Here is a 23755-nt window from a genome sequence, read left to right as displayed (position 1 = left end):
GTCAAGCCACCCACGCCGCCGGAGTGGCGGACGAGGCCTGCAGCGCCGTGTCGTGCTTGCGTGTCGGCGGGAGATTTCCGCCGTTCATGACAGGTCTGTTGTCGGCTGTGGTCACCACGACTACGTTCCCCTCAGTGCGTTGTTTTTTCTTTTGGCCGCCGAGATCGCTTACGAGCCGCCCAGCATCAACAAGGCCTGGGCGGCGTTTGTGGCCCACATCCCCACCATCCTGCTGATCTGGGTGGCCACCATCGTCATCGCTGTGATCGGCTTTGTCGTATCGGTGATCTTTTCGTTGATCGGGATCGGTCTGGCCGGCGGCAATACCGATGCTGAAGCCGTGGGGTCGTTGGCCGTTTGGCTGGGCAATCTCTCCCAGGTGCCGTTCGCGATCCTCTCCAATCTGGTGGGGGTGCTGTTCGTGGCCGTGCCCGCCATGCATTACGACAGCGGCGAGAACATTTCCTCTCAGGTGGCCTTCCGCGCCCTGCTGCAGCGGCCCTTGCGATACCTCCTCGCCGGTGCGTTGTTTTCGGTGGTGACCACCGTGGGCTTCCTGCTCTGCATCCTGCCCGGTATTGCCGTGGCCTTGGTGACGCCGGTGTTCGTGAACAGGATCTTCCTCAGTGATCAGCCGATCGTGGAGGCCTTCGTGTCTTCGTTCCAGGCGGTGTATCGCTCACCGCGCGGTCGCACGTTTGCCGGCATCCAGCTGCTCACCTGGCTGGTCGTACTGATCGTTTCCGTCTGCACCTGTGGCCTCGGAGCTCTCGTGGCCGTGCCGGTGGGAACCTTCTACATCCAGAACTCGGCGTATCACCAGGGAGCCATCAGCTAGCTCCCCGGAAGCATCACGCCCATATCCGCTGAGGTGGAGTGGGCTACCCGCTTGGAAACGCAGGCAGACCGAGCCCGTAACTGAACAGCATCCGTGCGGCCCAGTAGAGCAGCAATGCCGCGGCGGCCAGCACCAGATGACGTCCGTTCAGAGCCCGGGGCACCAGTCGACCACTGCGCAACGCTGCCACCGACCACACCACCAGGGCGGCTGCGGCGAGCGGCCCGAAGCCGTGCAGCTGCACTGAGGTGGCCAGCTGGCCGTTGAGAGCGGCTGCCGTGGCACGGGTGAGGAAGCAGGTGGGGCAGGGAATTCCCGTGAGCGCCCGCAGCGGACAGGACAGTCCCGGCAGGCCAGCGTGCCAGCCCTTCAGCCAGAGATAGCCGGTGAGCAAGGCCGGAAGGGCAACGCCGCAGCGCCGCAGCTGATCGAGCCAGCGCTGACGCCGGCTCCGCTGCGGATCACGGCGGCGTGAGGCGCTCAGCGATCCACCGAGCCCATGATCACGTCGATGGAGCCGAGGATCGCCATGATGTCGGCCACCTTGGCCCCGGTGAGAATGTGGGGCAGGATCTGCAGGTTGTTGAAATCGGCGGCGCGGATCTTCCAGCGCCAGGGGGTGACGTCGTCGTTGCCCATGATGAACACGCCCAGCTCCCCTTTGCCGGATTCCAGCCGCGCGTAGAGCTCACCACCGGGGATCTTGAAGGTGGGGGCCACTTTCTTGGCGATGTACTGATAGTCGAAGCCGAAGGATTCACCCCCCTTGCCCTCGCTCATGCGCCTGGCTTCCAGGTTTTCGGTGGGGCCGCCGGGAATTCCCTTGCAGGCCTGCCGCAGGATCTTCAGGGATTGACGCATCTCCTCGATGCGCACCTGATAACGCGCATAGCAATCGCCTTCCGTGCGCCAGGCCACGTCCCAGTCGAAGTCGTCGTAGCACTCGTAGTGATCCACCTTGCGCAGATCCCAGGGCACGCCGGAGGCGCGCAGCATCGGGCCCGACAGGCTCCAGTTGATCGCCATCTCACGGCTGATCACGCCGAGGCCCTGGATCCGGCGCTTGAAGATCGGGTTGTTGGTGATCAGCTTTTCGTATTCATCGATCTTTGGGCCGAAATAATCGAGGAAATCGAGGCACTTCTCCAGCCAGCCGTAGGGAAGATCGGCAGCCACGCCTCCGATGCGGAAGTAGTTGTTGTTGATCAGCCGCTGGCCGGTGGCCGCTTCCCAGAGGTCGTAGATCATCTCCCGTTCGCGGAAGATGTAGAAGAAAGGGGTCTGGGCGCCCACATCCGCCAGGAACGGGCCCAGCCACAGCAGGTGGTTGGCGATGCGGTTGAGCTCCAGCATCAGCACCCGGATGTAGCTGGCCCGCTTCGGCACCGGGATGTCGGCCAGCCGTTCCGGCGCGTTTACCGTGATCGCCTCGTTGAACATGCCGGCGGCATAGTCCCAGCGGCTCACGTAGGGCACGAACATCACGTTCGTGCGGTTCTCGGCGATCTTCTCCATGCCGCGATGGAGGTAGCCGATCACCGGCTCGCAGTCCACCACGTCCTCGCCGTCGAGGGTCACCACCAGCCGCAACACCCCGTGCATCGAGGGGTGGTGAGGCCCGAAGTTCACCACCATCGGCTCGGTGCGTGTTTCGAGCTGCGTCATGGCGCCGGGGCGGGCGAGCGATCCGCCGGATCTTAGGAAGGGATCGCCGCAACCAGGGCCTTTGCCGCCAGACGCCCCCTCCGGGTTCCACCATCTGCCGGTGCTCGCCGATGCCGTGCTGGCGGCCTTCAGCGACCTGCCTCCTGGCGCCACCGTGATCGATGCCACCGTGGGCGGTGGCGGCCACAGCGCCCTGCTGCTGGAGGCGCACCCCGACCTGCAGCTGATCGGTCTGGATCAGGACGCCACCGCCCTGGCCGCCGCCGCCACGCGGCTGGCCCCGTTCGGCGAGCGGGTGCGCCTGATCGCCACCAATTTCGCCGCCTACGCCCCCGCCACCCCTGTGCACGGGGTGCTGGCCGATCTGGGCGTGAGCAGTCCCCAGCTGGATGTGGCGGAGCGCGGCTTCAGCTTCCGCGCCGATGGTCCCCTCGACATGCGCATGAACACCAGCGCCGGCGAGAGTGCCGCCGAGCTGCTCGACCGCCTCGACGAGAAGGACCTTGCGGATCTGATCTATTCCTACGGCGAGGAACGGCTCTCGCGGCGGATCGCCCGCCGCATCGTCGAGCAGCGCCCCTGGAGCCCGGCGGACCGAACGGGCGGCGGCACCAGCGCCCTTGCCTACCTGGTGGCCGGCTGCTACCCGCCAGCGGCCCGGCGCGGCCGCATTCACCCCGCCACCCGCACCTTCCAGGCCCTGCGCATCGCCGTCAACGATGAACTCGGCGCCCTCGACCGCTTCCTGCAGCAGGCTCCGCAGTGGTTGCTGCCGGGCGGCCTCCTGGCGGTGATCAGCTTCCATTCGCTCGAAGATCGCCGCGTCAAGACGGCGTTTCTGAGCGATGAACGCCTGGAGCGGCGCACGCGCAAGCCGCTGATCGCCACGGCGGCAGAGCAGGAGGCCAATCCCCGCAGCCGCTCCGCCAAGCTGCGGCTGGCGGCAAGGCGCTGATGGCTTCGCTCGATGCGTTGTGGTGGGTAGCGCTCACGCTGCAGCTGGTGGCCATTCCCGGCACCCTGTTGCCCGTGCTGCCGGGGCTGATCTTCCTGCCGCTCGGGGCCGGCCTGTGGGTGTGGGCGGCGGGCTGGAGCACCGCCTGGCCCACCCTGCTGCTGGCCTGCCTGATCCTGCTGCTGGGCTGGGGGGCCGACGCGCTCGGGGTGGTGCTGGGGGCGGCCCGTCTGCAGGCCACCCGCTGGGCCTACATCGGCGCCGGCCTCGGGCTGGTGGTGGGCTTGCTGGGGCTGCTGCCCGCCCTGCCGGTGGGCGGACCGCTGCTCGGTGCCCTGGTGGGGCCGCTGCTGGGGGCCACCCTCGGGGAGCTGGTGTCGGCGTCGTCGGCGCTGGGGCCGCTGGGGCTGGAGCGGCTGCGCCGTGCGTTGCTCGTGGGGCTGGCGGTGGTGGCCGGCATGTTGGTGAGCCGGGTGGCTCAGTTCCTGCTGGCGCTGCTGGGGGTGGCGGGCTTTGTGCTGCTCAGCACGGTGCTGGCGCCCTGAGCGCCTCCGTGTCCAGCGCGGTCACCGCGGCGGGCGCCTGGCGTAGCTCCGTCACGGCGGCGGCCACAGCGGCGATTGCCTGATCGATGTCGCCCGTGGTGGTGCCGCGGCCCAGCCCGAAGCGCACCGAGGCCGCCGCCGCGGCGCGGTCGAGCCCCAGGGCGGCGAGCACATGGGAGGGGCTGCCGGCACTGCAGGCCGAGCCGCCGCTCACCGTGAGCTGGCGCCGCAACAGGCTGTGCAGCCGGTTGCCATCGACACCGACGATGCGCACGTTGAGGTTGTGAGCCAGGCGCTGCTCAAGGCTGCCGTTCACCGCCACGCCCTCGATCGCCAGCAGGCCGTGCAGCAGCCGCTGCCGCAGGGCGCCGAGCCGCTCCTCGCGCTCCTCCCGGTCGGCCAGGGCGAGCGTGGCGGCCTTGGCCATGCCCACGATCAGCGGCACCGGCAGGGTGCCGGCCCGCAGGCCCCCTTCCTGGCCGCCGCCGTGTTGCTGGGGGTTGAGCGTGAGTCCTTCGCCCACCACCAGCGCGCCGATGCCCTTCGGCCCGTAGAACTTGTGGGCGCTCATGCTGAGCAGATCGATGCCGAGGGCGTCGGGTTGCAGCGCCAGGTGGCCGAAGGCCTGGGCGGCATCGCAATGAAACGCCACACCGCTGGCGCGGCAGAGCGAACCGATCGCCGCCAGCGGCTGCAGCACGCCGATTTCGTTGTTGGCGGCCATCACGCTCACCAGGATCGTGTCGTGGCGCAGCGCCGCCACCAGATCGCCCAGATCCAGCAGGCCATCGGCGCCCACCGGCAGCACGGTGAGAGCAAAGCCGCGCCGTTCCAGCTCGCGCATGGTGTCGAGCACCGCCTTGTGCTCCGTGGCCACCGTGATCAGGTGACGGCCCAGGTGCTGGCGCGCTTCCGCCAGCCCCTTGAGCGCCAGGTTGTTGGCTTCGGTGGCGCCGCTGGTGAACACGACGCGCTCGATCGACACGCCCAGCTGCGCCGCCAGCTGCTCCCGCGCCCGCTCCACCGCTGTTGCCGCCTCCAGCCCCGGCCGGTGCAGGCGGCTGGACGGATTGGCGAACAGCTCGCTCCAGTAGGGCGCCATCGCTTCCACCACCGCCGGCTCGCAGGGGGTGGTGGCCTGGTAGTCCAGGTAGGGATGGGTCACGGGATCGCCTGGGGCTGGGAAGAAGGGTCGGGACGCTGCGGCGACCCCGCTTCCCTTGTAGCAGTGGCGCCGCACGATCACAGCGGCGTTGTGGCTTCGATGTTGGCGCGCTGGCCGGGAAGAAGCGTGGAGAATGGCGGCAGGCGCCAGATCCTTGGCTTGCTGTCCTGCCCCTGCGCTCTCCTGCTGATGCCTCGCTGCGCACTGGCCCTCAGCTCCATGGTCCTGGTGGTGGCCGCGGCCCATGGCCAGGGCGTTCCGGTGCTGATCCCTTCCCAGAACCGCCCGCCGGGCATGGCACTGCTGGTGGAGCGTGTGGTGCCCGGGGGCGTGCAGGCGCTGGGGGTCTATGCCGTCACTGCTGATCCGGCTCGCCCCGGTCTGCTGCGCATCAAGGTGTGGGAGGAGCTGCCGAACGATGTCAAGGTGCGCAGCGAAACGATCGGCTGCTCCGCCACGGCGCCGATGCGGGTCACCAATGACGGCCGCCAGCTGATCCTGCGCCAGCTCAACCCCGGCGGGGTGATCACCAGCGTCAACCGCCGGGACCATCTCGTCTGGTGGGCCTCGTGTCACCCACAGCATGCGGGCCAGGACCCGGAAGGGCTGCGTGCCGTGGCGCTGCAGCTGGGCTACAGCGGCAACCTGCAGGAACGGGAGCAACTGCTGCCCGCAGGATCGCTCTGAAGCCGGCCCGCAGCCGGGTTGGCGGCCCTGGATAGATTTCCGGCACCACCGGTGGGTCCATGAGCCAAGCCATCCCAGCAGCCGCACCCGACGGCGACGCCGCCCCGGACCACCCCTTTGCACAGGGTCTGGAGCCCACTGCCGCGGCCCATTCCGGCGAGGCCAGCGCCGCCACCCCTGTGGCCGCCCAGCCGCCGCGCCTGCTGCTCGTCGACGACGAGCCGGGGCTGCGCACCGCGGTGCAGGCCTACTTGCAGGACGAGGGCTTCGAAGTGGTCACCGCCAACGACGGCGAAGAAGGCTGGAAGGTGGCCCAGGAGATCGTGCCGGATGTGGTGCTCACCGACGTGATGATGCCCCGCCTCGATGGCTACGGCCTGCTCAGGCGCCTGCGGGGCGATGAGCGGCTGGGGGGTACGCCGGTGATCTTCCTCACCGCCAAGGGCATGACCGCCGACCGCATCGAGGGCTTCCAGGCGGGCGTCGACGATTACATCCCCAAGCCATTCGACCCTGACGAGCTGGTGGCCCGGGTGCGCAACATGGTGCGGCGCCAGGAGCGGCTGCTGGCCGAGGCCGCCCGCTACGCCGATGCCGACATCGGCCAGATGGCGCGCCAGATCACCGAGATCCGCTCGCTGCTGCAGGGGGGTGGCGGCAAGAAGGCGCCGACCGGCGTCAAGCTCGACTTCACGCCCCGCGAGGCGAGTGTGCTGCAGCTGGTGGCCGAAGGCCTGATGAACAAGGAGATCGCCCGCCGTCTGGAAACCTCGATCCGCAACGTCGAGAAGTACGTGAGCCGCCTGTTCACCAAGACCGGCACCACCAGCCGCACCGAACTGGTCCGCTACGCGCTCGAAAACAGCCTGGTGGAATGAGATAGCCACCGGCAGCTCCAGCACCGGTCGTGGCCCGGGCAGGGTGTCCTTCTCCTCAATCCCGCGCAAGCCCGTGCCTGCAGGGTCGCTCAACCAGGGCTGGATCTACACCCACCGGGCCGGCAGCGCCGCGGCGGGCCAGAAGATCTCCGCCTTCTACGCCGCCCGCTACCGCCATTCCGATCAACAGGTGTGGCAGGCGCGGCTGGAGGCCGGCGAGATCCACAGGAACGGCCAGCAGCTCCGGGCCGATGGCAGCCTCGCGCCGGGGGATCGGCTGGCGTGGCATCGGCCCCCCTGGCAAGAACCGCCGGTGCCGGATCAGTGGCAGGTCGTCCATGACGACGGCGACATCCTGGTGATCGACAAGCCCAGCGGCCTGCCGGTGCTGCCGGCCGGCGGCTTCCTGGAGCACACCGTGCTGCGTCTGATCGAGCGGAGACAGCGGCACTCGGCCGCCACTGCCACCACCGGCGTGCCCCGGCCCGTCCATCGGCTCGGCCGCTTCACCTCCGGGTTGCTGGTGCTGGCCCGCCAGCCGGCCACCCGCGCCTGGCTCAGCGCCCTGCTCCGCGAGAGCACCGCTGCCCCCGAGAGCGGCTGTCGCAAGCTCTACCGCGCACTCACGCAGGCAGGCCCCCTGCCGATCGCGGTGGGCGAGCGGCTGGAGATCCACACGCCGATCGGCCGCTGGCCCCATCCGCTGCTGGGCCAGGTGTGGGCGGCCGCCTCCGCTGCGGACTCTGCGGCGGCGCCCCTGCCGGCCTGGAGCGAGCTGCACCTGCTGCAGGTGCGCCCGCAGGCCCATCTGGTGGAGGTGGCGATCCGCAGCGGTCGCCCCCATCAGATCCGTATCCATGCCGCCAGCGTCGGCACGCCGCTGCTGGGCGATCCCCTCTACCTGCCCGGCGGCCAGGCCCGCCCCCAGGCCCTGCCGGGCCTGGGGGGCTACCAGCTGCACGCCCACCGGCTCGTGCTGCCCCGGCCCGAAGGCACCTGGCTGGAGCTGGAGGCGCCGCTGCCGCCAGCTCTGGAGCTCGCCCCGGCAGCTGGCGGCTGATGCTCAGTGGCCGGCGCTCAGTGGCCGGCCTCGAACCAGCGGGCCAGCACCGACACATCCTCTTCGGCGTGGCCGGCGGCGATGAGCGTGTCTTCCATCGCGGCCACCTGGGCGGTGAGCGGCAGCTCCAGCCCGGCGGCGGCCGCTTCCGCCAGGGCGATCGCCAGGTCTTTGCGGTGCAGGGCGAGCCGGAAGCCCAGCGGGTAGTGATCGCTGAGCATGTTGCCCGCCCGGTGGCGCAGGGCCCAGGAGCCGGCCGCACCCCCTTCGAGCGCGGCGCACACCTGTGCCATTGGCAGTCCAAGCCGTCGGCCCAGCGCAATCGCTTCGGCCACGGCGGCATAGCTGCCGGCCACCAGCACCTGGTTCACCGCCTTGGCCTGCTGGCCGGCGCCCACGGGGCCGAAGTGGCTGATCGAACTCCCCACCGCCTCCAGCAGCGGCCGTGCCCGCTCCAGCGCCGCCGCGCTGCCGCCCACCAGCACCGCCAACCTGCCGGCGCGGGCCCCCTCGGTGCCGCCGGTCACCGGTGCATCGAGGTAGGTGATCCCATCGGCCTCCAGGCGGTTGGCGAGGGCGCGGCTGGTGGCGGGAGCAATCGTGGAAAAGTCGATCACCAAGGCGCCGGGGGTCAGGGCCGCCAGCGCTTGCTCCAGCAGCACCGCCTGCACGGCCGGTCGTCACTGAGGCAGAGGCACAGCACCGCAGCAGCGGCGGCGGCCTGCGGCACCGAGGCGGCCCGGTGGGCGCCGGCTGCCGCCAGCGGCAGCTCCCGCTGGCGGCTGCGGTTGTGCACGGTGAGCGGGTGGCCCGCCTGCAGCAGCCGGGCTGCCATCGGCGCTCCCAGGGCGCCGAGGCCGATGAACGCCACCGGCTCCCGGTTCGGCGTTGACGCCCCAGCCCCGGCGGTGGCGCTCATGCCCGCTCGAAGGCGATCAGGCGGGAGAAGTAGAAAGGCGCCTGGTTGAGGCTGCGGCGCAGCGGCTGGAAGCCGGCGGCGGCGGCGGCGGCCACGATGCCGTCTTCACGCAGGGTGTAGGCGCGGGTGGTCTTGCTGGGGCCGGGGAACAGCTGGCCGATCCCCTTGAGCAACGCCAGCAGAGGCGTGTAGGGGGCGAAGCTCACGATCAGCCGCCGCTCCGCCAGGCCGGCCAGATGGCGCACCATCTCCTCGGCGGCGGCCTGGGGGTAGTGGATGAACACATCGAGGCACACCACCGTGTCGTAGCGGCCGCTGAGGCTCTCCAGATCGGAGGTGTGGAAGGTCAGCCGGGCGGGATCGATGCCGGCGGCGGCGGCGCGGCGACCAGCTTCCTGCACCATGGCTTCCGAGAGGTCGCTGGCCGAGATGCGGCCGGCCCCCAGCTGGGCCAGCGGCAGGCTGAGGCTGCCCACCCCGCAGCCGGCGTCGCAGAAGCTGCGGCCGGCCAGGTCGCCTTCCTCCTGCAGCCAGGCCAGCACCTGATCCACCGTCTTCTGGTGGCCGATGCGGATGTTGCGCTGCACCTTGTTGACGTCGTCACTGTCGCTGTAGATGCGATTCCAGCGCTCGAAGCCGGTGCTGTTGAAGTAGTCGCGCACCTCCAGCTTCTCCGCTGCCTTCTCGCTGGTGGTGGGCGCCGCGTCGGTGTCCAGCAGCGGTTCGGCGGCCATGCGCTCAGGGGGTGTGGGTGGCCGGATCCTAAGGAGTGCGGGTGGCTGCGCCGGCACGGCGCCAGCGCAGGGGGTCCACGTCGCCACCGCTCCAGCGCAGGGCCTCCGCCAGCGGCTGACCCAGCAGCAGCTCCTGCACGGGGCGGTGATCACCCAGCACGCGCCGGGGCAGCACGGTGGCCGCGGCGATCGCCGCGCCCGGCGCCCGGCTCCAGCCCGCCAGCCGCACCACGCCCTCCAGCAGCGGCAGCGTCACCCCCGCCAGGGTGCCGTCCTCCAGCCGGCAACTGCCGTTTTCCACCAGCAGGCTGCGGCTGTCCCAACGGTGCCGCCCCTCCGGCAGCCCGTAGGGCGCCAGGGCATCACTCACCAGCACAACCTGCCGGGGCGCGAGCCGCTGCAGCAGCACCGCCTGTGAAGGCGCCACATGCACCCCGTCGGCGATCAGGCCCATGGCCACGTCGCCGCGCAGCACCGCCGCCGCCACCGGCCCCGGCGCCCGGTGGTGCAGGCCGGGCATGGCGTTGAAGGCGTGGGTGAGCATGCCCACGCCCGCCTCGAAGGCGTGCTGCGCCTGCCGCTCACTGGCTTCGCTGTGGCCCAGGCTCACCACGATCCCCTGCGCACACAGGGCGGCGATCACCGCTTCGGCCCCGTCCAGCTCCGGCGCCAGCGTCATCAGGGCGATCTCGGATTCGAACCCCTCGATTCGCGCCTGCAGAGCCGCGAGGCTGGGCAGCGCCAGGTGCGCCTCCGGGTGGGCTCCCCGCCGCGCCTTCGCCAGGAACGGACCCTCCAGGTGCGCCCCCAGCAGCCGGGCCCGGCCAGGGGCGGGAAGGGCGCGGGCCGTCCGCAGCACCGCCAGGGCCTGGCGCAGCGGCGCCACGCCGCAGGTCACCAGGGTGGGGCTGATCGCCTCCACGCCATCGCGCCACAGCAGTTCCAGCAGCTCCAGCAGGCGGGGCAGATCCGCGTCGGTGAGCTCCGGAAAGGCCAGTCCCAGCCCGCCGTTGATCTGCAGGTCCACCCCGGCCGGGCTGAGCCAGTCGCCGATCCAGTCGTCGCCGGCGGCGGCGCTGCCCGCCTCCAGTGGTTCAAGGCAGGCGATCGTTCCGGCCGTGTCCACGCCGACGCGCCAGTGCCCTGGGCTGCAGGGCGGCACGGCCTCCGGGAGGCGAACGTTGCTGAGCCAGCGCATCAACGTCAGCGGCGGGCCGCGGTCGGCGGGAGAATGCCATCCTCGCTGCCCTGCCCCCTGTGGTTGCTGTGTCTGCTTCCGCTGCTGCCGCCGGCCCTGGGCAGGCCGCCTGTCCCCGTGTGGCCGTGGTGATGGGCAGCGACTCCGACCTGCCCACGCTGCAGCCGGCGGTGGCCGTGCTGGAGCAGTTCGGGGTGGCGGTGGAGGTGCGCGTGCTCTCCGCCCATCGCACGCCGCTGGAGATGGTGGCCTTCGCTGAAGCCGCCGCCGGCCGGGGGCTCAAGGTGATCATTGCCGGCGCCGGCGGTGCCGCACACCTGCCCGGCATGGTGGCGGCGCTCACGCCTCTGCCGGTGATCGGCGTTCCGGTGCAGAGCCGGGCCCTGTCTGGGGTGGATTCACTCCATTCGATCGTGCAGATGCCGGCCGGCATCCCGGTGGCCACCGTGGCGATCGGTGGCGGCACCAATGCGGGCCTGCTGGCGGCACAGATCCTGGCCACCGCCGATGCCGAGCTGGCTGACCGTGTGCTCGCCCATCGCCGTGCTCTCCACGACCAGGTGACCACCAAGGACCGGCGTCTGCAGGAGCTGGGCAGTGCGGCCTACCTGCAGGGCATGGGGAGCTGATCGATGGCTGAACGCTTCACCATGCCGCTGCCGCTCTGGGTTCGCTTCGGGCTCACTCTGCCGCTGCTGGTGCTGAACATGTTCGTGCTGCGGCAGGTGCTGGTGCCGCTGGCGCCCTTCCCCTCCCTGTTCCTGGGCGCTGCCCTGATCGCCTTCCTGCTGGACATCCCCAGCCGCTGGCTCACGCAGCGCGGCATGCCGCGCGTGTTGGCGCTGCTCCTGGTGCTCGGGCTGGGGCTTGCCCTGCTGGTGCTGGCGAGCCTCTGGCTGCTGCCGCGGCTGGTGCAGCAGCTCGGCGATCTGCTCAATGCCCTGCCCGGCTGGCTGGTGCAGGGGCAGATGCTGCTGGATCAGACCCAGCTCTGGGCCGCCGCCCATGGCCTGCCCGCTGATTTCAGCGATTTCAGCAGCGAACTGCTCACCGGCTCCACCAAGTTCGCCAGCCAGCTCAGCCAGCGCCTGCTTGGGCTGCTCGGCGCCACGCTCAACCTCACGATCAACACCTTGATCGTGGTGGTGCTGGCTGTTTTTCTGCTGGTGGGCGGCGAGGCGATCCCACGCGGTCTGGCCCGCTGGCTGCCCTCCAGTTGGCGGGCGATGGTCCTGAACACCCTGGTCACCACCTTTCGCGGCTACTTCGGCGGCCAGGTGGTGCTGGCCCTGATCCTCAGCGTGGCGCAGATCGTGGTGTTCACCCTGCTGCAGATCCCCTACGGCGTGCTGTTTGCCGTGGCGATCGGCTTCACCACCTTGGTTCCCTATGCCAGCGCGCTGACGATCCTGCTGGTGAGCGGCCTGCTGGTGCTTGAAGACCCCCGCACAGGCGTGGAGGTGCTGGTGGCGGCCATCAGCGTGGGGCAGGTGGTGGATCAGGTGATTCAGCCCCGGCTGATGGGCCAGATCGTGGGTCTGCAGCCGGCCTGGCTGCTGCTCAGCCTGCCGGTGGGTGCCCGGGTGGGCAGCCTGCTGGGGCTCGGTGAATTGCTGGGCCTGCTGCTGGCGGTGCCAGTGGCGAGCTGCCTGAAAACCTTTCTCGATGAACTGGCCCGGCGGCTGGGGCTGCCGGAGCCCCAGCCGCTCACCCCCCCGCCTGCTTCGGTCGGAAGCCCGCTGCCGTAAGCGCTTCCAGCGCCGGCCCTACCTGATCGCCCTGCAGCTCGATCACCCCGTCCTTGAGGGTGCCGCCGGTGCCGGCACGGGCCTTGAGCTGCTTCAGCAGGGTGCGGGCGTCATCTTCCGGCAACTCCAGGCCGGTGATGGCGGTGACGGTCTTGCCGCCTTTGCCCGCCTTGGTGCGCTGCACCCGCACCCGTTGCTGGTTGCGGGGTGCGGCCGGGGACACCGGGCCCGCCGGCCGTGCCGTGCTCTCGGCGCGGCTGAATTCCTGCCAGCTTCCCTTGCCCATGGCGATCGTGGTGGCGACGCTTCCATCACAGCGCACCTGCCGGGCATGGACCTGCCACCCCTCCGTCTGGAGATGCTTCGCCTCGATCTGGACACGCGCCAACCCCTGCCCTGCCCGCCCGCGGGGCTGACTCCCTCGCCGCCGCCAGACGCCGCCATCGGCGGCACCGGACCGCCGGCGCCGGGCCAGGTGCGGGCCTTGCGCTTCGTGGTGCCCGGGCAGGCGCCCTGCGTCCCGCCGGCCGGTCCCCCCAGCCAGCGTGCCCCGTCGACCTGGCCGCGGCTGACGCCGCCACCACCGCTTCCCCCCTGAGCTGGTCAGCAGCGCTGACGCCCGGGAGTGTGGCAGCGACTTCCGCTTCCTAGGCTGGCCCGATACCGCCCGGCACCGGTGACCAGCACCTTCCCCCCGCTCTCCCCTAATCCCGCCGACCTTCAGGTGTCCGTGCGGCCCACTCCCCAGGGGCGCTTCGGACGTTTCGGCGGGCAATACGTGCCGGAAACGCTGATGCCCGCCCTGGCGGAGCTGGAGCAGGCGGCTGCGGAGGCCTGGGCCGATCCCGCCTTCACCAGCCGGCTCGACCACCTGCTGCGCACCTATGTGGGCCGCCCCACGCCGCTCTACGAAGCCGAGCGGCTCACCGCCCACTACGCCCGCCCGGAAGGAGGCCCGCGCCTCTGGCTGAAGCGCGAAGACCTCAACCACACCGGTGCCCACAAGATCAACAACGCCCTCGGCCAGGCCCTGCTGGCCCTGCGCATGGGCAAGAAGCGGGTCATCGCTGAAACCGGCGCCGGCCAGCACGGCGTGGCCACCGCCACCGTCTGCGCCCGCTTCGGCCTCGAGTGTGTGGTGTACATGGGCGCCGAAGACATGCGCCGCCAGGCGCTCAACGTGTTCCGCATGCGCCTGCTGGGCGCCACGGTGCAGCCGGTCACCGCCGGCACCGCCACCCTCAAGGACGCCACCAGCGAAGCGATCCGTGACTGGGTGACCAACGTGGAAACCACCCATTACATCCTCGGCTCGGTGGCCGGCCCGCACCCCTACCCGATGCTGGTGCGTGATTTCCATGCCGTGATCGGCCAGGAGGCCAAGCGCCAGTGCCAGGAGGCCTTCGGCCGTCTGCCCGATGTGCTGGTGGCCTGCGTGGGTGGTGGCTCCAACGCCATGGGCCTGTTCCACCCGTTCGTGGAAGACACCTCCGTGCGGCTGATCGGCGTCGAGGCCGCCGGCGAGGGCGTGGCCACGGGACGCCATGCCGCCACGATCACCGAAGGGCGGATCGGCGTGCTGCATGGCGCCATGAGCTTGCTGCTGCAGGACGGCGAAGGGCAGGTGCAGGAGGCCCATTCGATCAGCGCCGGCCTGGATTACCCGGGCGTCGGCCCCGAGCACAGCTACCTGCGGGATGTGGGCCGGGCGGAGTATGCCGCCGTCACCGACGACGAGGCGCTCACTGCCCTGCGCCTGGTGTCTGAGCTCGAGGGCATCATCCCGGCGCTGGAAACCGCTCACGCCTTCGCCTGGCTGGAGCAGCTCTGCCCCACCCTGGCGCCGGGCACCGAAGTGGTGGTGAACCTCTCCGGCCGCGGCGACAAGGACGTGAACACCGTGGCTGACCGGTTGGGGGATCAGCTGGCCGGCTGAGGCTCCCAGGGCAGCCGGGGCAGGTTGCTGAGCGCATCGCGCTGGCTGTCTGCCCAGATCCGGGCCATCTCGCCGAGCAGCTTGGAGCCCCGCTCCAGGCGCAGGTGCTGGGAGATGGCCAGCGAATTGCGCGGATAGAGCGCCACCTCGAACGGGGGCCCCACCGTGAGGTTGGAGCGCCGGGTGATCACCTGGGAAATCAGGCAGAGGCGGGTGGCATCCTCCAGCGACATCCCGTAGTCACCCACCACATCGAGGGGAGGCTTGCCGTATTTGCTCTCGCCGATCTGCAGGAACGGCGTTTCCGGCGTGGCCATGATCGCGTTGCCCTGGGCGTAGATCCGGTAGAGGCCGTGGTCGTTGCCGGCGATCTGGCCGCCAAGGATGAAGGTGGCCTCACCGCTCGCGCCCACCTGCTTGAGGGCGCTCTCGTTCTCGTTCTGCACCGCCACGCTCAGGCGGCCGATGTAGGCCGCCGCCTCGAACAGATGACGGCAGCTGAGCAGGTCCGGTCCGGCGGTCCGGTCATCAGCTGCAGCGCTGGCCGGCGCCCCCACGGCCGCCGGAGTGGCGGCGGCGCTGAGGTCGCGGCGGATCCAGTTGAGGATCGCCTGGGTGGTGGCCAGGTTGCCCGCCGCCAGAAGTACGAACAGCCGGTCAGGTGCCGGCTGGAACACGTGCAGCTTCCGGTAGCTGGAGATGTAGTCCACCCCCGCATTGGTGCGGGAGTCGGCGCACATCACCAGACCCTCCTTGAGCAGGAAACCGACGCAGTAAGTCATGGCGCCATGCTCTCAAGCCGCCGGCCGCTCAACTGAGCAACCGCTGCAGGCTGGCGGCCACCGAGCGCACCGCCGCCCGGGCGGTGGCGTAGGCCATCCGCATCGGCCCCACCAGGGCCACGTGCCCCTGGCTGCCGTCGCCGGTGCGGTAAGTGGCCTGCACGAGTGCGCAGTCCTGCAGGGCGGGATGGGGATTTTCGGCACCGATCCAGACGCCTTCGCTGGGTCTGCCGTCAGGTTGCAGCAGCAGATGGGGGTCTTCCTCCACCAGCTGCACCAGCGGCCGCAGCGTGGCGGTGCGGCTGAATTCCGGCTGCCCCAGCAATCCCCCCAGCCCGAGCGCGAGGGCGCCGTCGGCATCGCCCGGACGGGCCATGCGGTGGCTGCGGAGCGCCTCGCGCAGCAGCCAGCCGCTGCGCTGCAGCTGAGGCGGCAGGGCGTTCCAGGGGATTGGCTGGCCCGGATGCAGGCTGAGCTGATCCATCACCCAGCGCTCGAGCGGCAGCAGCTCGGGGGCCGCCGCCGGTGGCAGATGCAGGTTCAGGCAGCTGGTCATCACGGCGTTCTCCACCAGGAACACCAGCAGGCGGTCGCCGCTGGGCACCAGGCGCACGGCCTGAAGGGCGGAGCGATCGCCCTGGGGGCGTGTGATCAGGCTCAGCAGGCCGGTGAGATCGGCCAGCCGCCGCGCCAGATGCAGCAGCAGATCGTCGAGGGCAGCCCAGCGCAGGCTCAGCCCCAGCAGTTCCTGCTCCAGTTGCAGCGCTCCGGCACCGGGGGGTGGCAGCAGGCTGTCCACGTAGAGGCGGTAGCCGCGCTGGCTTGGAATACGCCCGGCGGAGGTGTGCGGCTGCACAAGCAGGCCCTGTTGCTCCAGCGCCCCCATGGCCGAACGCACCGTGGCAGGTGAGGTCTGGAAGCCGAAGCGTTGCACCAGGGTGCGGCTCCCCACGGGCTCGACCGTGTCCACGTAATGCTGCACCGTTGCCTGCAACACCTGCTGATGGCGGCGGCTGAGGTGAGGCAACGAGGGGCTAGTCAACGGATGGTGCGCGAACCGTAACCGATACCAACGACGCCGCTGGCCAACAGGAACACCATTTCGTCTGGGCAACAAGGCCGCTAGGTGTTGGTTCGGGTTTCATGGCTGATCGCTTGGATGGCAGCAGGCAGAAGCCAGTGAAGCGTTGGCAGCGGCCGCAGTCGACAGCGAATCCAACCTGACCCTTGAGGACACCAGCGTGCCCAGGATCGCGGAGACCACTCCGCTCACAGGCGCGGCCCCTGTTGCTCATGGAGTGGTGCGGCTGGAGCAGGCGATCGCCCTCCACGATCTCCATCACCAGCACGTGCAAAAGAGGAGCGGGGTCCGAACCCGCCGGGTCGGCCACAACCTGCTCGTTGCGCAGCTCAGCACCATCAGCGCCACAATCGTGGAGCTGCTCCGGCGTCAGGTGATGGAGCCGATCTGGGCCAGCCCGGCTTACCGCCGCCGCTCCGCTGACTGCGGTAAGACGAGGACCTGTACCGCGCCATCGGTCTGGTAGCGCTGCTCAGTAACGCGGCACCGACCGATCGACCTGGACGCTCCAGGCATCGATGCCCCCCTCCAGGTTCCAGACCCGCTCGAAACCCTGCTGCTCCATCAACCAGCAGCCGAACTGCCAGCTGCGCATGCCGGCATGGCAGAGCACCACCACCTCACGCTCGCGGTCGAGCAGCGCGTCGATCCGGCTGACCCATTCCGAGGAGCGGCTCAAGGGCAGATGGATCACTCTCTGCTGCAGCGCGGCCATGGCCAGCTCTGCCGGTTCCCGCACATCCACCAGCTGCAGATCGGCACCCTCGTTGAGCCGCTGCTGCAGCTCCCGTGCCTGCAGCGGGGCCGGGGTGGGGGTGGTTTGGCTTTCCTGGGGCATGGGTGCGGGCATGGGCGTGGTGGCTGGCCGGGTGTGCGTTGACGATGCACGGAGGCGGCTTCATGCATAAGGATGAGGCCATTCCTGCGCGCTACGCATGAAGATCCGCCCATTCCTGGCGGCGATCCTGGCCGTGGCCGTCACGCTGCTGCTGATCGGAGCGGCGGGCTGGGTGGTGCTCTGGCGCAGCAGCCCTCTCGCCCTGCAGCACCAACCCCTCACCCTGCCACTGGCGGCTCGCTTCATCCCCCGGCAGGCCTCGCTGAGCCTGCACCTGCTGGTCCCGCCCGACCAGCTCGGGGCCTACGCCCGGGCCGTGGCGCCGCCCCGCCAACGCCGCCATGCCGCCGCCGCCCTTGAGCAGCTGCGGGACGGGGCCTTCGCCGCTGCCGGCCTCGACTACGCCGAGGAACTGGCCGGCTGGGTGGGGGAGGAGTCCAGTGTCGCGCTGCTCACCCCGGCGGGTGCGTCACAGCCGGCGGGCTGGCTGCTGGCCCTGCGCAGCCGTGAGTCGGAGGGGGCTCGGCGCTTTCTGCAGCGCTTCTGGCAGACCCGCAGCCTGGCCGGCAACGAGCTGCAGGTGAGCACCTATCGAGGCATGGGGCTGATCAGCGGCCGGGGCGCCCTGCTGGGCCAGAACGCCCTGCCCCTGGCCACCGCCTTGATCGACGACCGGCTGGTGCTGATCGCCTCGGGTCGGGGGGTGCTGGAGCAGGCGCTGGATGTCTCCCAGATCGACGAACTCAACCAGGCCGGCGACCCCCGCCTCGCCACCGCCGTGGCCACCCTCGGCCAGGGCGTGGCCCTGGTGGTGGCCCGCCCCGACAGCTTCACCCCTTGGCTGGCTGCTTCCCCTTTCGTCGCAGCACAGCAGGAGGTGCTCGGCCTGGTGGCAGCTCTGGCGCCCCGAGGCCGCACCCTCGACCTCAACGGCCGCCTTGAGCTGCGCCACGCCCCCGCAGCACTGTCGCTCACGCCCACGCCGGATCTGCTGGCGGGCCTGCAGGGTCCCTCGGACAGCCTGGCGATGATCCAGAACCCCGCTCTGCTCTCAGCTCCTGCTGCACCAGGAACAGCTGCCTCAGCGGCAGCCATCGCCGTCGCCCAGGCGATCCCTGAGGCCACCGCCTCCAGCCCGGATTCCGCCGGCTCCGATGGGGACGCCACGGACAGTGCCGCTGCCGATGGTGACGGAGACACCACCATCCCCAGCCCTGAAGCCACCAGCAGCGTCCCCGCCGACATTCCGGATGTCTGGTCGGAGCTGGTGGCACCTGTCCTCGCCCAAGCCCTCGCGAGCCTGCCGGGGGTGCTGCCCCCGCTGGTTGTTGCCCAGGATCCGGGCCCCCTGCTGTTGAGCCATAGCTCCCGCGGCTGGCTGCTGGCCACGGCTCCTGACAGCCCCGCCATCGCCTCGATCAGCGACGTGCTGGCGCGCAAAGGCCTGATCGCTGCTCCGCTGAGCCGCAATGGCAAAACGCTGCAGCTATGGACCCAGCTGACCGCCGGCAATTCCCGCAGCCACCCCGACCAACTGGACGCCGCCATCGCCGGCGCCCGCCTCGACCAGCGCGGTGTGGCCTGGTGGAGTGAGGGCATCACCGCCCTCACCGGTCTGCTGGAGGGGGCCGCGCCGCCCAGCGAGAGGCTGGCCCAGCTTCAGGGCCTGGAGGATCAGGCCGCGCCCCTGCAGTGGGCCATGGCCGCCCCGTCGGCCCGTGCGCTGCTGGCCCGCTGGGACCCCTGGCTGCTGCTCACCGGCCTGGCCGGCGAGCCGCTCGCTCCCACTGTGCAGGGGCTGGCCGTGAGCCTGGAGAGCGATCCTGCAGCCGCGGCCCCGGCACTGCGGCTGCATGGCCGCCTGGAGCTGGGCTGAGGCCATGGCCGCTGCGGAGCTGCTGCTACTGCGCCATGGGGTCGCGATCGATCGCCAGCTGGCGGCCGATCGCGGCCTGGACGACGAGGCACGGGCGCTCACCGCCGCCGGCCGCCGGCGCACCGCCGCCGTGGTGCGCCGTCTCGTGACGCTCGGACTGGCTGTGGATCCACTGCTCACCAGCCCGTTGCTGCGTGCGCATCAGACCGCGGAGCTGGCCCGCGAGGGCGGACTGGCTCTCCACCGCTTCGAGGTCTGCGCGGAGCTGGCCCCGGGTGGTGACCCAGCGCCGCTGCTGGAGCGCTGGTTCAGCGCCGGGGGCGAAGGCGCCGAGCGGCCCAGCCCCTGGCGGCGCCTGGCGCTGGTCGGGCATGAACCCGACCTCAGCGAGCTGGCCTGCCGGCTCTGCGGCGCCCCTCCCGGCGCCCTGCGCCTGCGCAAGGCCGGTGTGGTGGTCCTGGCGCTTCCCTGGCAGGCTCCGGTGCCTTCCGGTGGTTCCGGGGAGGCGCGCGGCTGGGAGGCTGCCCTGGGCCGCACGCGGCTCACCCTGCTGCTCTCCCCCCGCGCTCTGCTGGGGGAGGGCTGAGGCGCGGACGGCGCTGAAACGGGGCCCTGGTGGCCGGTCGGCGGTGTTACGGCGCGGCTGTCAGGAATGGATCTAGGTTTCGATCAACAGCGTGGAAGCTCGGCATGGCAACGGATGGGGCGCCGGCGGTCACGGATTTCTCAGCGGCCGGTGACTCCGCCACAACTCCAGCGGCCACCCCGGTGGCCAGCGAACCTGTCGCGGCCCAGCCGGCCATGCCGGCGTTCCGCCCCGGCCTTGAAGGGGTGCCGGCCACCCAGTCCGCCATCTGTGACATCGACGGCCGCAACGGCGTGCTCACCTACCGGGGCTACCCGGTGGAGCAGCTCGCCAACCACAGCAGCTTCCTGGAAACCACCTACCTGCTGATCTGGGGTGAGTTGCCCACGGGCGAGCAGCTGCGGCGCTTCGAGTACGAGGTGCAGATGCACCGGCGGGTGAGCTTCCGCATCCGCGACATGATGAAGTGCTTCCCGGCCGACGGGCACCCCATGGATGCGCTGCAGTCGAGCGCAGCCTCACTGGGCCTGTTCTATTCGCGCCGTGCCCTCGACGACCCCCAGTACATCGAGGAGGCGGTGGTGCGGTTGATCGCCAAGATCCCCACGATGGTGGCGGCCTTCCAGCTGATCCGCAAAGGCCAGGACCCGATCCAGCCCCGCGACGATCTGTCCTACTCGGCCAATTTCCTGTACATGATCACCGAGCGGGTGCCTGACCCGATGGCGGCCCGCATCTTCGATGCCTGCCTGATCCTCCACGCCGAACACTCGCTCAACGCCAGCACCTTCAGTGCCCGCGTCACCGCCAGCACCCTCACCGATCCCTACGCGGTGGTGGCCTCGGCAGTGGGCACCCTGGCCGGCCCGCTGCATGGCGGCGCCAACGAAGACGTGCTCACCATGCTCGACCAGATCGGCAGCGAAGACCGGGTGGAGGCCTACCTCGAGCGGGCGGTGGCCGAGAAGCAGAAGATCATGGGCTTCGGCCACCGCGAATACCGCGTCAAGGATCCCCGTGCCGTGATCCTGCAGGAGCTGGCCGAGGAGCTGTTCGACCGCTTCGGCCACGACCACATGTACGACGTGGCCCGACGGCTCGAGAAGGCTGCTGAAAGCCGCCTCGGCGCCAAGGGGATCTATCCGAATGTGGATTTCTATTCCGGGCTCGTGTATCGCAAGCTCGGCATCCCCCGCGACCTCTTCACGCCGATCTTCGCGATCGCGCGCGTGGCCGGCTGGCTGGCCCACTGGAAAGAGCAGCTCGGTGCCAACCGCATTTACCGGCCCACGCAGATCTACACGGGGGCGTCCGGCAAGACCTGGTTGCCCATCGACACCCGATCCAGCGGTGCGGGCGCTTAACTTGCCCTCGTCGGTTCGGTTTCGAGTTCGGACGCCGTGGAGATCATGACCACAGCCGCGACCCTGTCGCCTCCCCCGGTCCTCGAGGCGGCGGTGCCCCCCGGCATCGACCTGCAGAGCGGATTCACCACCATCCTGGAGGGCTTCGGCCTCAGCCCCGCCGCCGCCCATCTCATCTGGCTGCCCCTGCCGATGCTGCTGGTGCTGGTGGCCGCCGTGGTGGGTGTGCTGGTGAACGTGTGGCTGGAGCGCAAGATCTCCGCCGCCGTCCAGCAGCGCATCGGCCCGGAGTATGCCGGTGCCCTCGGGGTGCTGCAGCCCCTGGCCGATGGCCTCAAGCTGCTCTTCAAGGAAGACGTGATCCCGAAGCGGGCCGATGGCCTGCTGTTCACGCTCGGCCCCGTGCTGGTGCTGATCCCCGTGATCCTCTCCTGGCTGGTGGTTCCCTTCGGCCAGCACCTGGTGATCAGCGATGTGGGGGTGGGCATCTTTCTCTGGATCGCCCTCAGCAGCATCCAGCCGATCGGTCTGCTGATGAGCGGCTACTCCAGCAACAACAAGTATTCGCTGCTGGGCGGCCTGCGGGCGGCGGCCCAGTCGATCAGCTACGAGATCCCGCTCGCCCTGGCCGTGCTGGCCGTCGTGATGATGAGCAATTCGCTCAGCACCGTCGACATCGTCAACCAGCAGAGCGGCGCCGGCATCCTCAGCTGGAACATCTGGCGTCAGCCGGTGGGCTTCCTGATCTTCTGGATCTGTGCCCTGGCCGAATGCGAGCGCCTCCCCTTCGACTTGCCCGAGGCCGAGGAGGAGCTGGTGGCCGGCTACCAAACGGAGTACGCCGGCATGAAGTTCGCCCTCTTCTACCTGGGCAGCTACATCAACCTGGTGCTCTCCGCCCTGCTGGTGGCGGTGCTCTACCTGGGTGGCTGGGGCTTCCCCCTGCCTGTCGAATGGCTGGCCGGAGCCCTTGGCCAGTCGGTGGACGCTCCGCTGGTGCAGGTCATCACCGGGTCTGTCGGCATCGTGATGACCGTGCTGAAGGCCTACCTGCTGGTGTTCATCGCGATCCTGCTGCGCTGGACCCTGCCACGGGTGCGCATCGACCAGCTGCTGGATCTGGGCTGGAAGTTCCTGCTGCCCATCGCCCTTGTGAATCTGCTCGTCACCGCCGGGCTCAAACTGGCCTTTCCCGCCTTTTTCGGCGGTTGAGCCACGGGCCAGCCATCATGACCCCACCGGCCCTCAGGCCTTGATCCAGGCCCCCTGAGCCCACCCCTTTCCTCCTCCGTCCCTCTCCTCGAATTCCGCCACGCCCATGTTCGGTTTTCTCCAAAAGGTCGGCGACTACGCCAAGGACGCCGTCGGTGCCGCCAGCGCCATCACCCAGGGGCTTTCGGTCACCTTCGATCACCTGCGCCGCCGGCCGATCACGGTGCAGTACCCCTACGAAAAGCTGATCCCTTCGGAGCGCTACCGCGGCCGCATCCACTTCGAGTTCGACAAGTGCATCGCCTGCGAGGTGTGCGTGCGGGTCTGTCCGATCAATCTGCCGGTGGTGGATTGGGCGATGAACAAGCAAACGAAGAAGAAGGAGTTGCGCAACTACTCGATCGATTTCGGGGTGTGCATCTTCTGTGGCAACTGCGTGGAGTATTGCCCCACCAATTGCCTCTCGATGACCGAGGAGTACGAACTGGCGGCGTTTGATCGCCATAGCCTCAACTTCGACAACGTCGCCCTCGGTCGCCTGCCCACCAGCGTCACCAGCGACCCTGCCGTGGTGGCTCTGCGCGAGCTGGCCTATCTGCCCGCCGGCGAGCTCGATCCCCACACGGTGGATCCCGCCAGCCCCCGGGCCGGCAAACTGCCTGAACAGGTGCTGGCCGCGTCCAGCTCCACCACCACCGCCAGCGAGGAAGGGGTCTGATGACGATCGCCTCCACCACCCAGCTGATCTGCTTCGTGGCGCTCTCCATCACCTTGGTGCTGGGAGCCCTCGGGGTCGTGCTGCTGCCGAACATCGTCTATTCCGCCTTCCTGCTCTGCGGTGTCTTCCTCTCGGTGGCGGGCCTCTACCTGCTGCTGAACGCCAGCTTCGTGGCCGCCGCCCAGGTGCTCGTGTATGTGGGCGCAGTGAACGTGCTGATCCTGTTCGCGATCATGCTCGTGAACAAGAAGGAAGACCTCTCCGAGATCCCCCGTCTTGCCCTGCGGCGCCTGCTCTCCGGTGGCGTCTGCCTCGGCCTGTTCCTGCTGCTGCTGCGGGTCGATCTCACCACCCCCTGGGCCGTTCCAGGTCCGGCCTCCCTCGGTGAAGGCGCCACCATCCGTATCGGCGAGCATCTCTTCAGCGACTACCTGCTGCCCTTCGAGCTGGCTTCGGTGCTGTTGCTGATGTCGATGATCGGCGCCATCGTGCTGGCCCGCCGCGATGTGTTCGGCACCGACCTCACCACCGGCGAAGACGTCGATCAGGGCCTGATCGAGAAGGTTCGCCCTCCCCTGCTCCTCGATCCCCCCACCCCATCTCCCTCCGCTCTTCAGGAGACCCTCTGATGCCGATCGAAACACCCATCGATGTGCCGCTCCAGGCCTACCTGGTGCTGGCGGCCGTTCTCTTCTGCACGGGGGTGTGGGGCCTGATCAACAGCCGCAACGCCGTACGCGTGCTGATGAGCATCGAGCTGATGCTCAATGCCGTCAACATCAACCTGATGGCCTTCTCCAGCTACATCGATGGCCAGGAGATCCGCGGCCAGGTGTTCGCCATCTTCGTGATCACCGTGGCGGCCGCAGAGGCGGCGGTGGGGCTGGCCATCCTGCTCTCCCTCTACCGCAACCGCGAAACCGTCGACATGGAGCGCTTCAACCTGCTGCGCTGGTAGCGGCACGGTTCC

27 protein-coding genes and 1 pseudogene are annotated in these 23755 nt (G+C 69.7%); 18 read left to right on the top strand and 10 right to left on the bottom strand.

Annotated features, from left to right (window positions below):
- The first annotated feature begins 139 nt into the window (after nucleotides 1-139).
- Nucleotides 140-838 (top strand): hypothetical protein, encoded by a 699-nt coding sequence (locus KBZ19_RS05275; RefSeq protein WP_255100094.1) that lies wholly within the window; start codon nucleotides 140-142, stop codon nucleotides 836-838.
- 43 nt (nucleotides 839-881) lie between these two features.
- Here KBZ19_RS05275 and KBZ19_RS05270 read toward each other — a convergent pair whose 3' ends face one another.
- Together KBZ19_RS05270 and KBZ19_RS05265 are read right to left on the bottom strand one after the other, a co-directional pair.
- Nucleotides 882-1232, bottom strand: coding sequence for a DUF2752 domain-containing protein (locus tag KBZ19_RS05270; protein ID WP_255100093.1), 351 nt, complete (start codon nucleotides 1230-1232; stop codon nucleotides 882-884).
- A gap of 86 nt (nucleotides 1233-1318) precedes the next feature.
- On the bottom strand, nucleotides 1319-2503 hold the full coding sequence (locus KBZ19_RS05265) for an NAD(P)H-quinone oxidoreductase subunit H (protein WP_094511771.1): 1185 nt from the start codon (nucleotides 2501-2503) through the stop codon (nucleotides 1319-1321).
- Nucleotides 2504-2564: 61 nt separating this feature from the next.
- On the opposite strand from KBZ19_RS05265, the gene rsmH reads away from it, so the two are divergent.
- A complete protein-coding gene (gene rsmH / locus KBZ19_RS05260; RefSeq protein WP_255100092.1) occupies nucleotides 2565-3458 on the top strand; it encodes a 16S rRNA (cytosine(1402)-N(4))-methyltransferase RsmH in 894 nt (297 codons plus the stop codon).
- The gene (locus KBZ19_RS05255; RefSeq protein ID WP_094511761.1) at nucleotides 3458-4003 is read left to right on the top strand and encodes a DUF456 domain-containing protein; all 546 of its coding nucleotides are present in this window, start codon (nucleotides 3458-3460) and stop codon (nucleotides 4001-4003) included. The genes rsmH and KBZ19_RS05255 overlap by 1 nt, the downstream gene beginning before the upstream one ends.
- Here KBZ19_RS05255 and KBZ19_RS05250 read toward each other — a convergent pair.
- Nucleotides 3981-5168, bottom strand: a complete 1188-nt coding sequence (locus KBZ19_RS05250; protein WP_255100091.1) for a cysteine desulfurase family protein — start codon at nucleotides 5166-5168, stop codon at nucleotides 3981-3983. The genes KBZ19_RS05255 and KBZ19_RS05250 overlap by 23 nt on opposite strands.
- A gap of 189 nt (nucleotides 5169-5357) precedes the next feature.
- Between KBZ19_RS05250 and KBZ19_RS05245 the strand changes: the two genes are divergently transcribed.
- Genes KBZ19_RS05245 through KBZ19_RS05235 form a run of 3 tightly spaced genes read left to right on the top strand, consistent with a single transcriptional unit; the run spans nucleotide 5358 to nucleotide 7793 of the window.
- Nucleotides 5358-5855 (top strand): hypothetical protein, encoded by a 498-nt coding sequence (locus KBZ19_RS05245; protein WP_255100090.1) that lies wholly within the window; start codon nucleotides 5358-5360, stop codon nucleotides 5853-5855.
- 59 nt (nucleotides 5856-5914) lie between these two features.
- Nucleotides 5915-6733: a response regulator transcription factor gene (locus tag KBZ19_RS05240; RefSeq protein ID WP_094511746.1), complete on the top strand. Its 819-nt coding sequence runs from the start codon at nucleotides 5915-5917 to the stop codon at nucleotides 6731-6733.
- Nucleotides 6734-6776: 43 nt separating this feature from the next.
- Complete coding sequence (locus tag KBZ19_RS05235) at nucleotides 6777-7793, top strand: pseudouridine synthase (RefSeq protein ID WP_255100089.1); 1017 nt, start codon at nucleotides 6777-6779, stop codon at nucleotides 7791-7793.
- A 17-nt stretch (nucleotides 7794-7810) separates the two neighbouring features.
- Here KBZ19_RS05235 and KBZ19_RS05230 read toward each other — a convergent pair.
- The 3 genes and pseudogenes from KBZ19_RS05230 to KBZ19_RS05220 all read right to left on the bottom strand — a co-directional run bounded on the left by KBZ19_RS05230 (nucleotide 7811) and on the right by KBZ19_RS05220 (nucleotide 10644).
- Nucleotides 7811-8628, bottom strand: a pseudogene (locus tag KBZ19_RS05230) (NAD(P)-dependent oxidoreductase).
- 80 nt (nucleotides 8629-8708) lie between these two features.
- Complete coding sequence (bchM, locus tag KBZ19_RS05225; protein WP_255100088.1) at nucleotides 8709-9446, bottom strand: magnesium protoporphyrin IX methyltransferase; 738 nt, start codon at nucleotides 9444-9446, stop codon at nucleotides 8709-8711.
- Between the two features lie 28 nt (nucleotides 9447-9474).
- The gene (locus tag KBZ19_RS05220) at nucleotides 9475-10644 is read right to left on the bottom strand and encodes an N-acetylglucosamine-6-phosphate deacetylase (protein WP_255100087.1); all 1170 of its coding nucleotides are present in this window, start codon (nucleotides 10642-10644) and stop codon (nucleotides 9475-9477) included.
- A 131-nt stretch (nucleotides 10645-10775) separates the two neighbouring features.
- On the opposite strand from KBZ19_RS05220, the gene purE reads away from it, so the two are divergent.
- Together purE and KBZ19_RS05210 are read left to right on the top strand one after the other, a co-directional pair.
- On the top strand, nucleotides 10776-11273 hold the full coding sequence (gene purE, locus KBZ19_RS05215; RefSeq protein WP_094512368.1) for a 5-(carboxyamino)imidazole ribonucleotide mutase: 498 nt from the start codon (nucleotides 10776-10778) through the stop codon (nucleotides 11271-11273).
- Nucleotides 11274-11276: 3 nt separating this feature from the next.
- Nucleotides 11277-12392 carry an AI-2E family transporter gene (locus KBZ19_RS05210; RefSeq protein WP_198948263.1) on the top strand — a complete coding sequence of 372 codons (1116 nt, stop codon included), beginning with the start codon at nucleotides 11277-11279 and terminating at the stop codon, nucleotides 12390-12392.
- Here KBZ19_RS05210 and KBZ19_RS05205 read toward each other — a convergent pair.
- Nucleotides 12352-12678 carry a translation initiation factor gene (locus KBZ19_RS05205; RefSeq protein ID WP_094511722.1) on the bottom strand — a complete coding sequence of 109 codons (327 nt, stop codon included), beginning with the start codon at nucleotides 12676-12678 and terminating at the stop codon, nucleotides 12352-12354. The two genes, KBZ19_RS05210 and KBZ19_RS05205, sit on opposite strands and share 41 nt — an antisense overlap.
- Before the next feature lie 45 nt (nucleotides 12679-12723).
- Between KBZ19_RS05205 and KBZ19_RS05200 the strand changes: the two genes are divergently transcribed.
- Both KBZ19_RS05200 and trpB read left to right on the top strand, forming a co-directional pair.
- A complete protein-coding gene (locus KBZ19_RS05200; protein ID WP_094511718.1) occupies nucleotides 12724-12990 on the top strand; it encodes a hypothetical protein in 267 nt (88 codons plus the stop codon).
- A 78-nt stretch (nucleotides 12991-13068) separates the two neighbouring features.
- On the top strand, nucleotides 13069-14328 hold the full coding sequence (trpB, locus tag KBZ19_RS05195; RefSeq protein ID WP_094511713.1) for a tryptophan synthase subunit beta: 1260 nt from the start codon (nucleotides 13069-13071) through the stop codon (nucleotides 14326-14328).
- Here the strand turns inward: trpB and KBZ19_RS05190 are convergent.
- Nucleotides 14313-15110 carry a 20S proteasome subunit A/B gene (locus tag KBZ19_RS05190; RefSeq protein WP_094511708.1) on the bottom strand — a complete coding sequence of 266 codons (798 nt, stop codon included), beginning with the start codon at nucleotides 15108-15110 and terminating at the stop codon, nucleotides 14313-14315. The two genes, trpB and KBZ19_RS05190, sit on opposite strands and share 16 nt — an antisense overlap.
- Before the next feature lie 28 nt (nucleotides 15111-15138).
- Entirely contained in the window at nucleotides 15139-16152 is a 1014-nt protein-coding gene (locus KBZ19_RS05185; protein WP_255100084.1) for a heat-inducible transcriptional repressor HrcA, read from the bottom strand.
- Between the two features lie 145 nt (nucleotides 16153-16297).
- Between KBZ19_RS05185 and KBZ19_RS05180 the strand changes: the two genes are divergently transcribed.
- Nucleotides 16298-16657 (top strand): hypothetical protein, encoded by a 360-nt coding sequence (locus KBZ19_RS05180; RefSeq protein ID WP_255100083.1) that lies wholly within the window; start codon nucleotides 16298-16300, stop codon nucleotides 16655-16657.
- 6 nt (nucleotides 16658-16663) lie between these two features.
- Here KBZ19_RS05180 and KBZ19_RS05175 read toward each other — a convergent pair whose 3' ends face one another.
- Nucleotides 16664-17029: a rhodanese-like domain-containing protein gene (locus KBZ19_RS05175; protein ID WP_094511692.1), complete on the bottom strand. Its 366-nt coding sequence runs from the start codon at nucleotides 17027-17029 to the stop codon at nucleotides 16664-16666.
- A 97-nt stretch (nucleotides 17030-17126) separates the two neighbouring features.
- On the opposite strand from KBZ19_RS05175, the gene KBZ19_RS05170 reads away from it, so the two are divergent.
- From KBZ19_RS05170 to nuoK, 7 genes are all read left to right on the top strand, one after another.
- The gene (locus KBZ19_RS05170; RefSeq protein ID WP_255100082.1) at nucleotides 17127-18905 is read left to right on the top strand and encodes a DUF3352 domain-containing protein; all 1779 of its coding nucleotides are present in this window, start codon (nucleotides 17127-17129) and stop codon (nucleotides 18903-18905) included.
- Nucleotides 18883-19491, top strand: a complete 609-nt coding sequence (locus KBZ19_RS05165; RefSeq protein ID WP_255100081.1) for a histidine phosphatase family protein — start codon at nucleotides 18883-18885, stop codon at nucleotides 19489-19491. Before KBZ19_RS05170 ends, KBZ19_RS05165 begins: the two co-directional genes overlap by 23 nt.
- A 215-nt stretch (nucleotides 19492-19706) precedes the next feature.
- The gene (locus KBZ19_RS05160) at nucleotides 19707-20855 is read left to right on the top strand and encodes a citrate synthase (protein WP_255100683.1); all 1149 of its coding nucleotides are present in this window, start codon (nucleotides 19707-19709) and stop codon (nucleotides 20853-20855) included.
- A gap of 93 nt (nucleotides 20856-20948) precedes the next feature.
- Nucleotides 20949-22067: an NADH-quinone oxidoreductase subunit NuoH gene (gene nuoH, locus KBZ19_RS05155; RefSeq protein ID WP_198948273.1), complete on the top strand. Its 1119-nt coding sequence runs from the start codon at nucleotides 20949-20951 to the stop codon at nucleotides 22065-22067.
- Between the two features lie 106 nt (nucleotides 22068-22173).
- Nucleotides 22174-22785 carry an NAD(P)H-quinone oxidoreductase subunit I gene (ndhI, locus tag KBZ19_RS05150; RefSeq protein WP_255100080.1) on the top strand — a complete coding sequence of 204 codons (612 nt, stop codon included), beginning with the start codon at nucleotides 22174-22176 and terminating at the stop codon, nucleotides 22783-22785.
- A complete protein-coding gene (locus KBZ19_RS05145; protein WP_094511677.1) occupies nucleotides 22785-23414 on the top strand; it encodes an NADH-quinone oxidoreductase subunit J in 630 nt (209 codons plus the stop codon). Before ndhI ends, KBZ19_RS05145 begins: the two co-directional genes overlap by 1 nt.
- On the top strand, nucleotides 23414-23743 hold the full coding sequence (gene nuoK, locus KBZ19_RS05140) for an NADH-quinone oxidoreductase subunit NuoK (RefSeq protein WP_094511673.1): 330 nt from the start codon (nucleotides 23414-23416) through the stop codon (nucleotides 23741-23743). Before KBZ19_RS05145 ends, nuoK begins: the two co-directional genes overlap by 1 nt.
- Nucleotides 23744-23755 lie beyond the last annotated feature (12 nt).

The sequence above is a fragment of the Synechococcus sp. L2F genome, assembly GCF_024345695.1.
Lineage (GTDB): Bacteria > Cyanobacteriota > Cyanobacteriia > PCC-6307 > Cyanobiaceae > MW101C3.
Note: the sequence above shows the minus strand (reverse complement) of the source record. Positions and strands in the feature narration are given on the sequence as shown.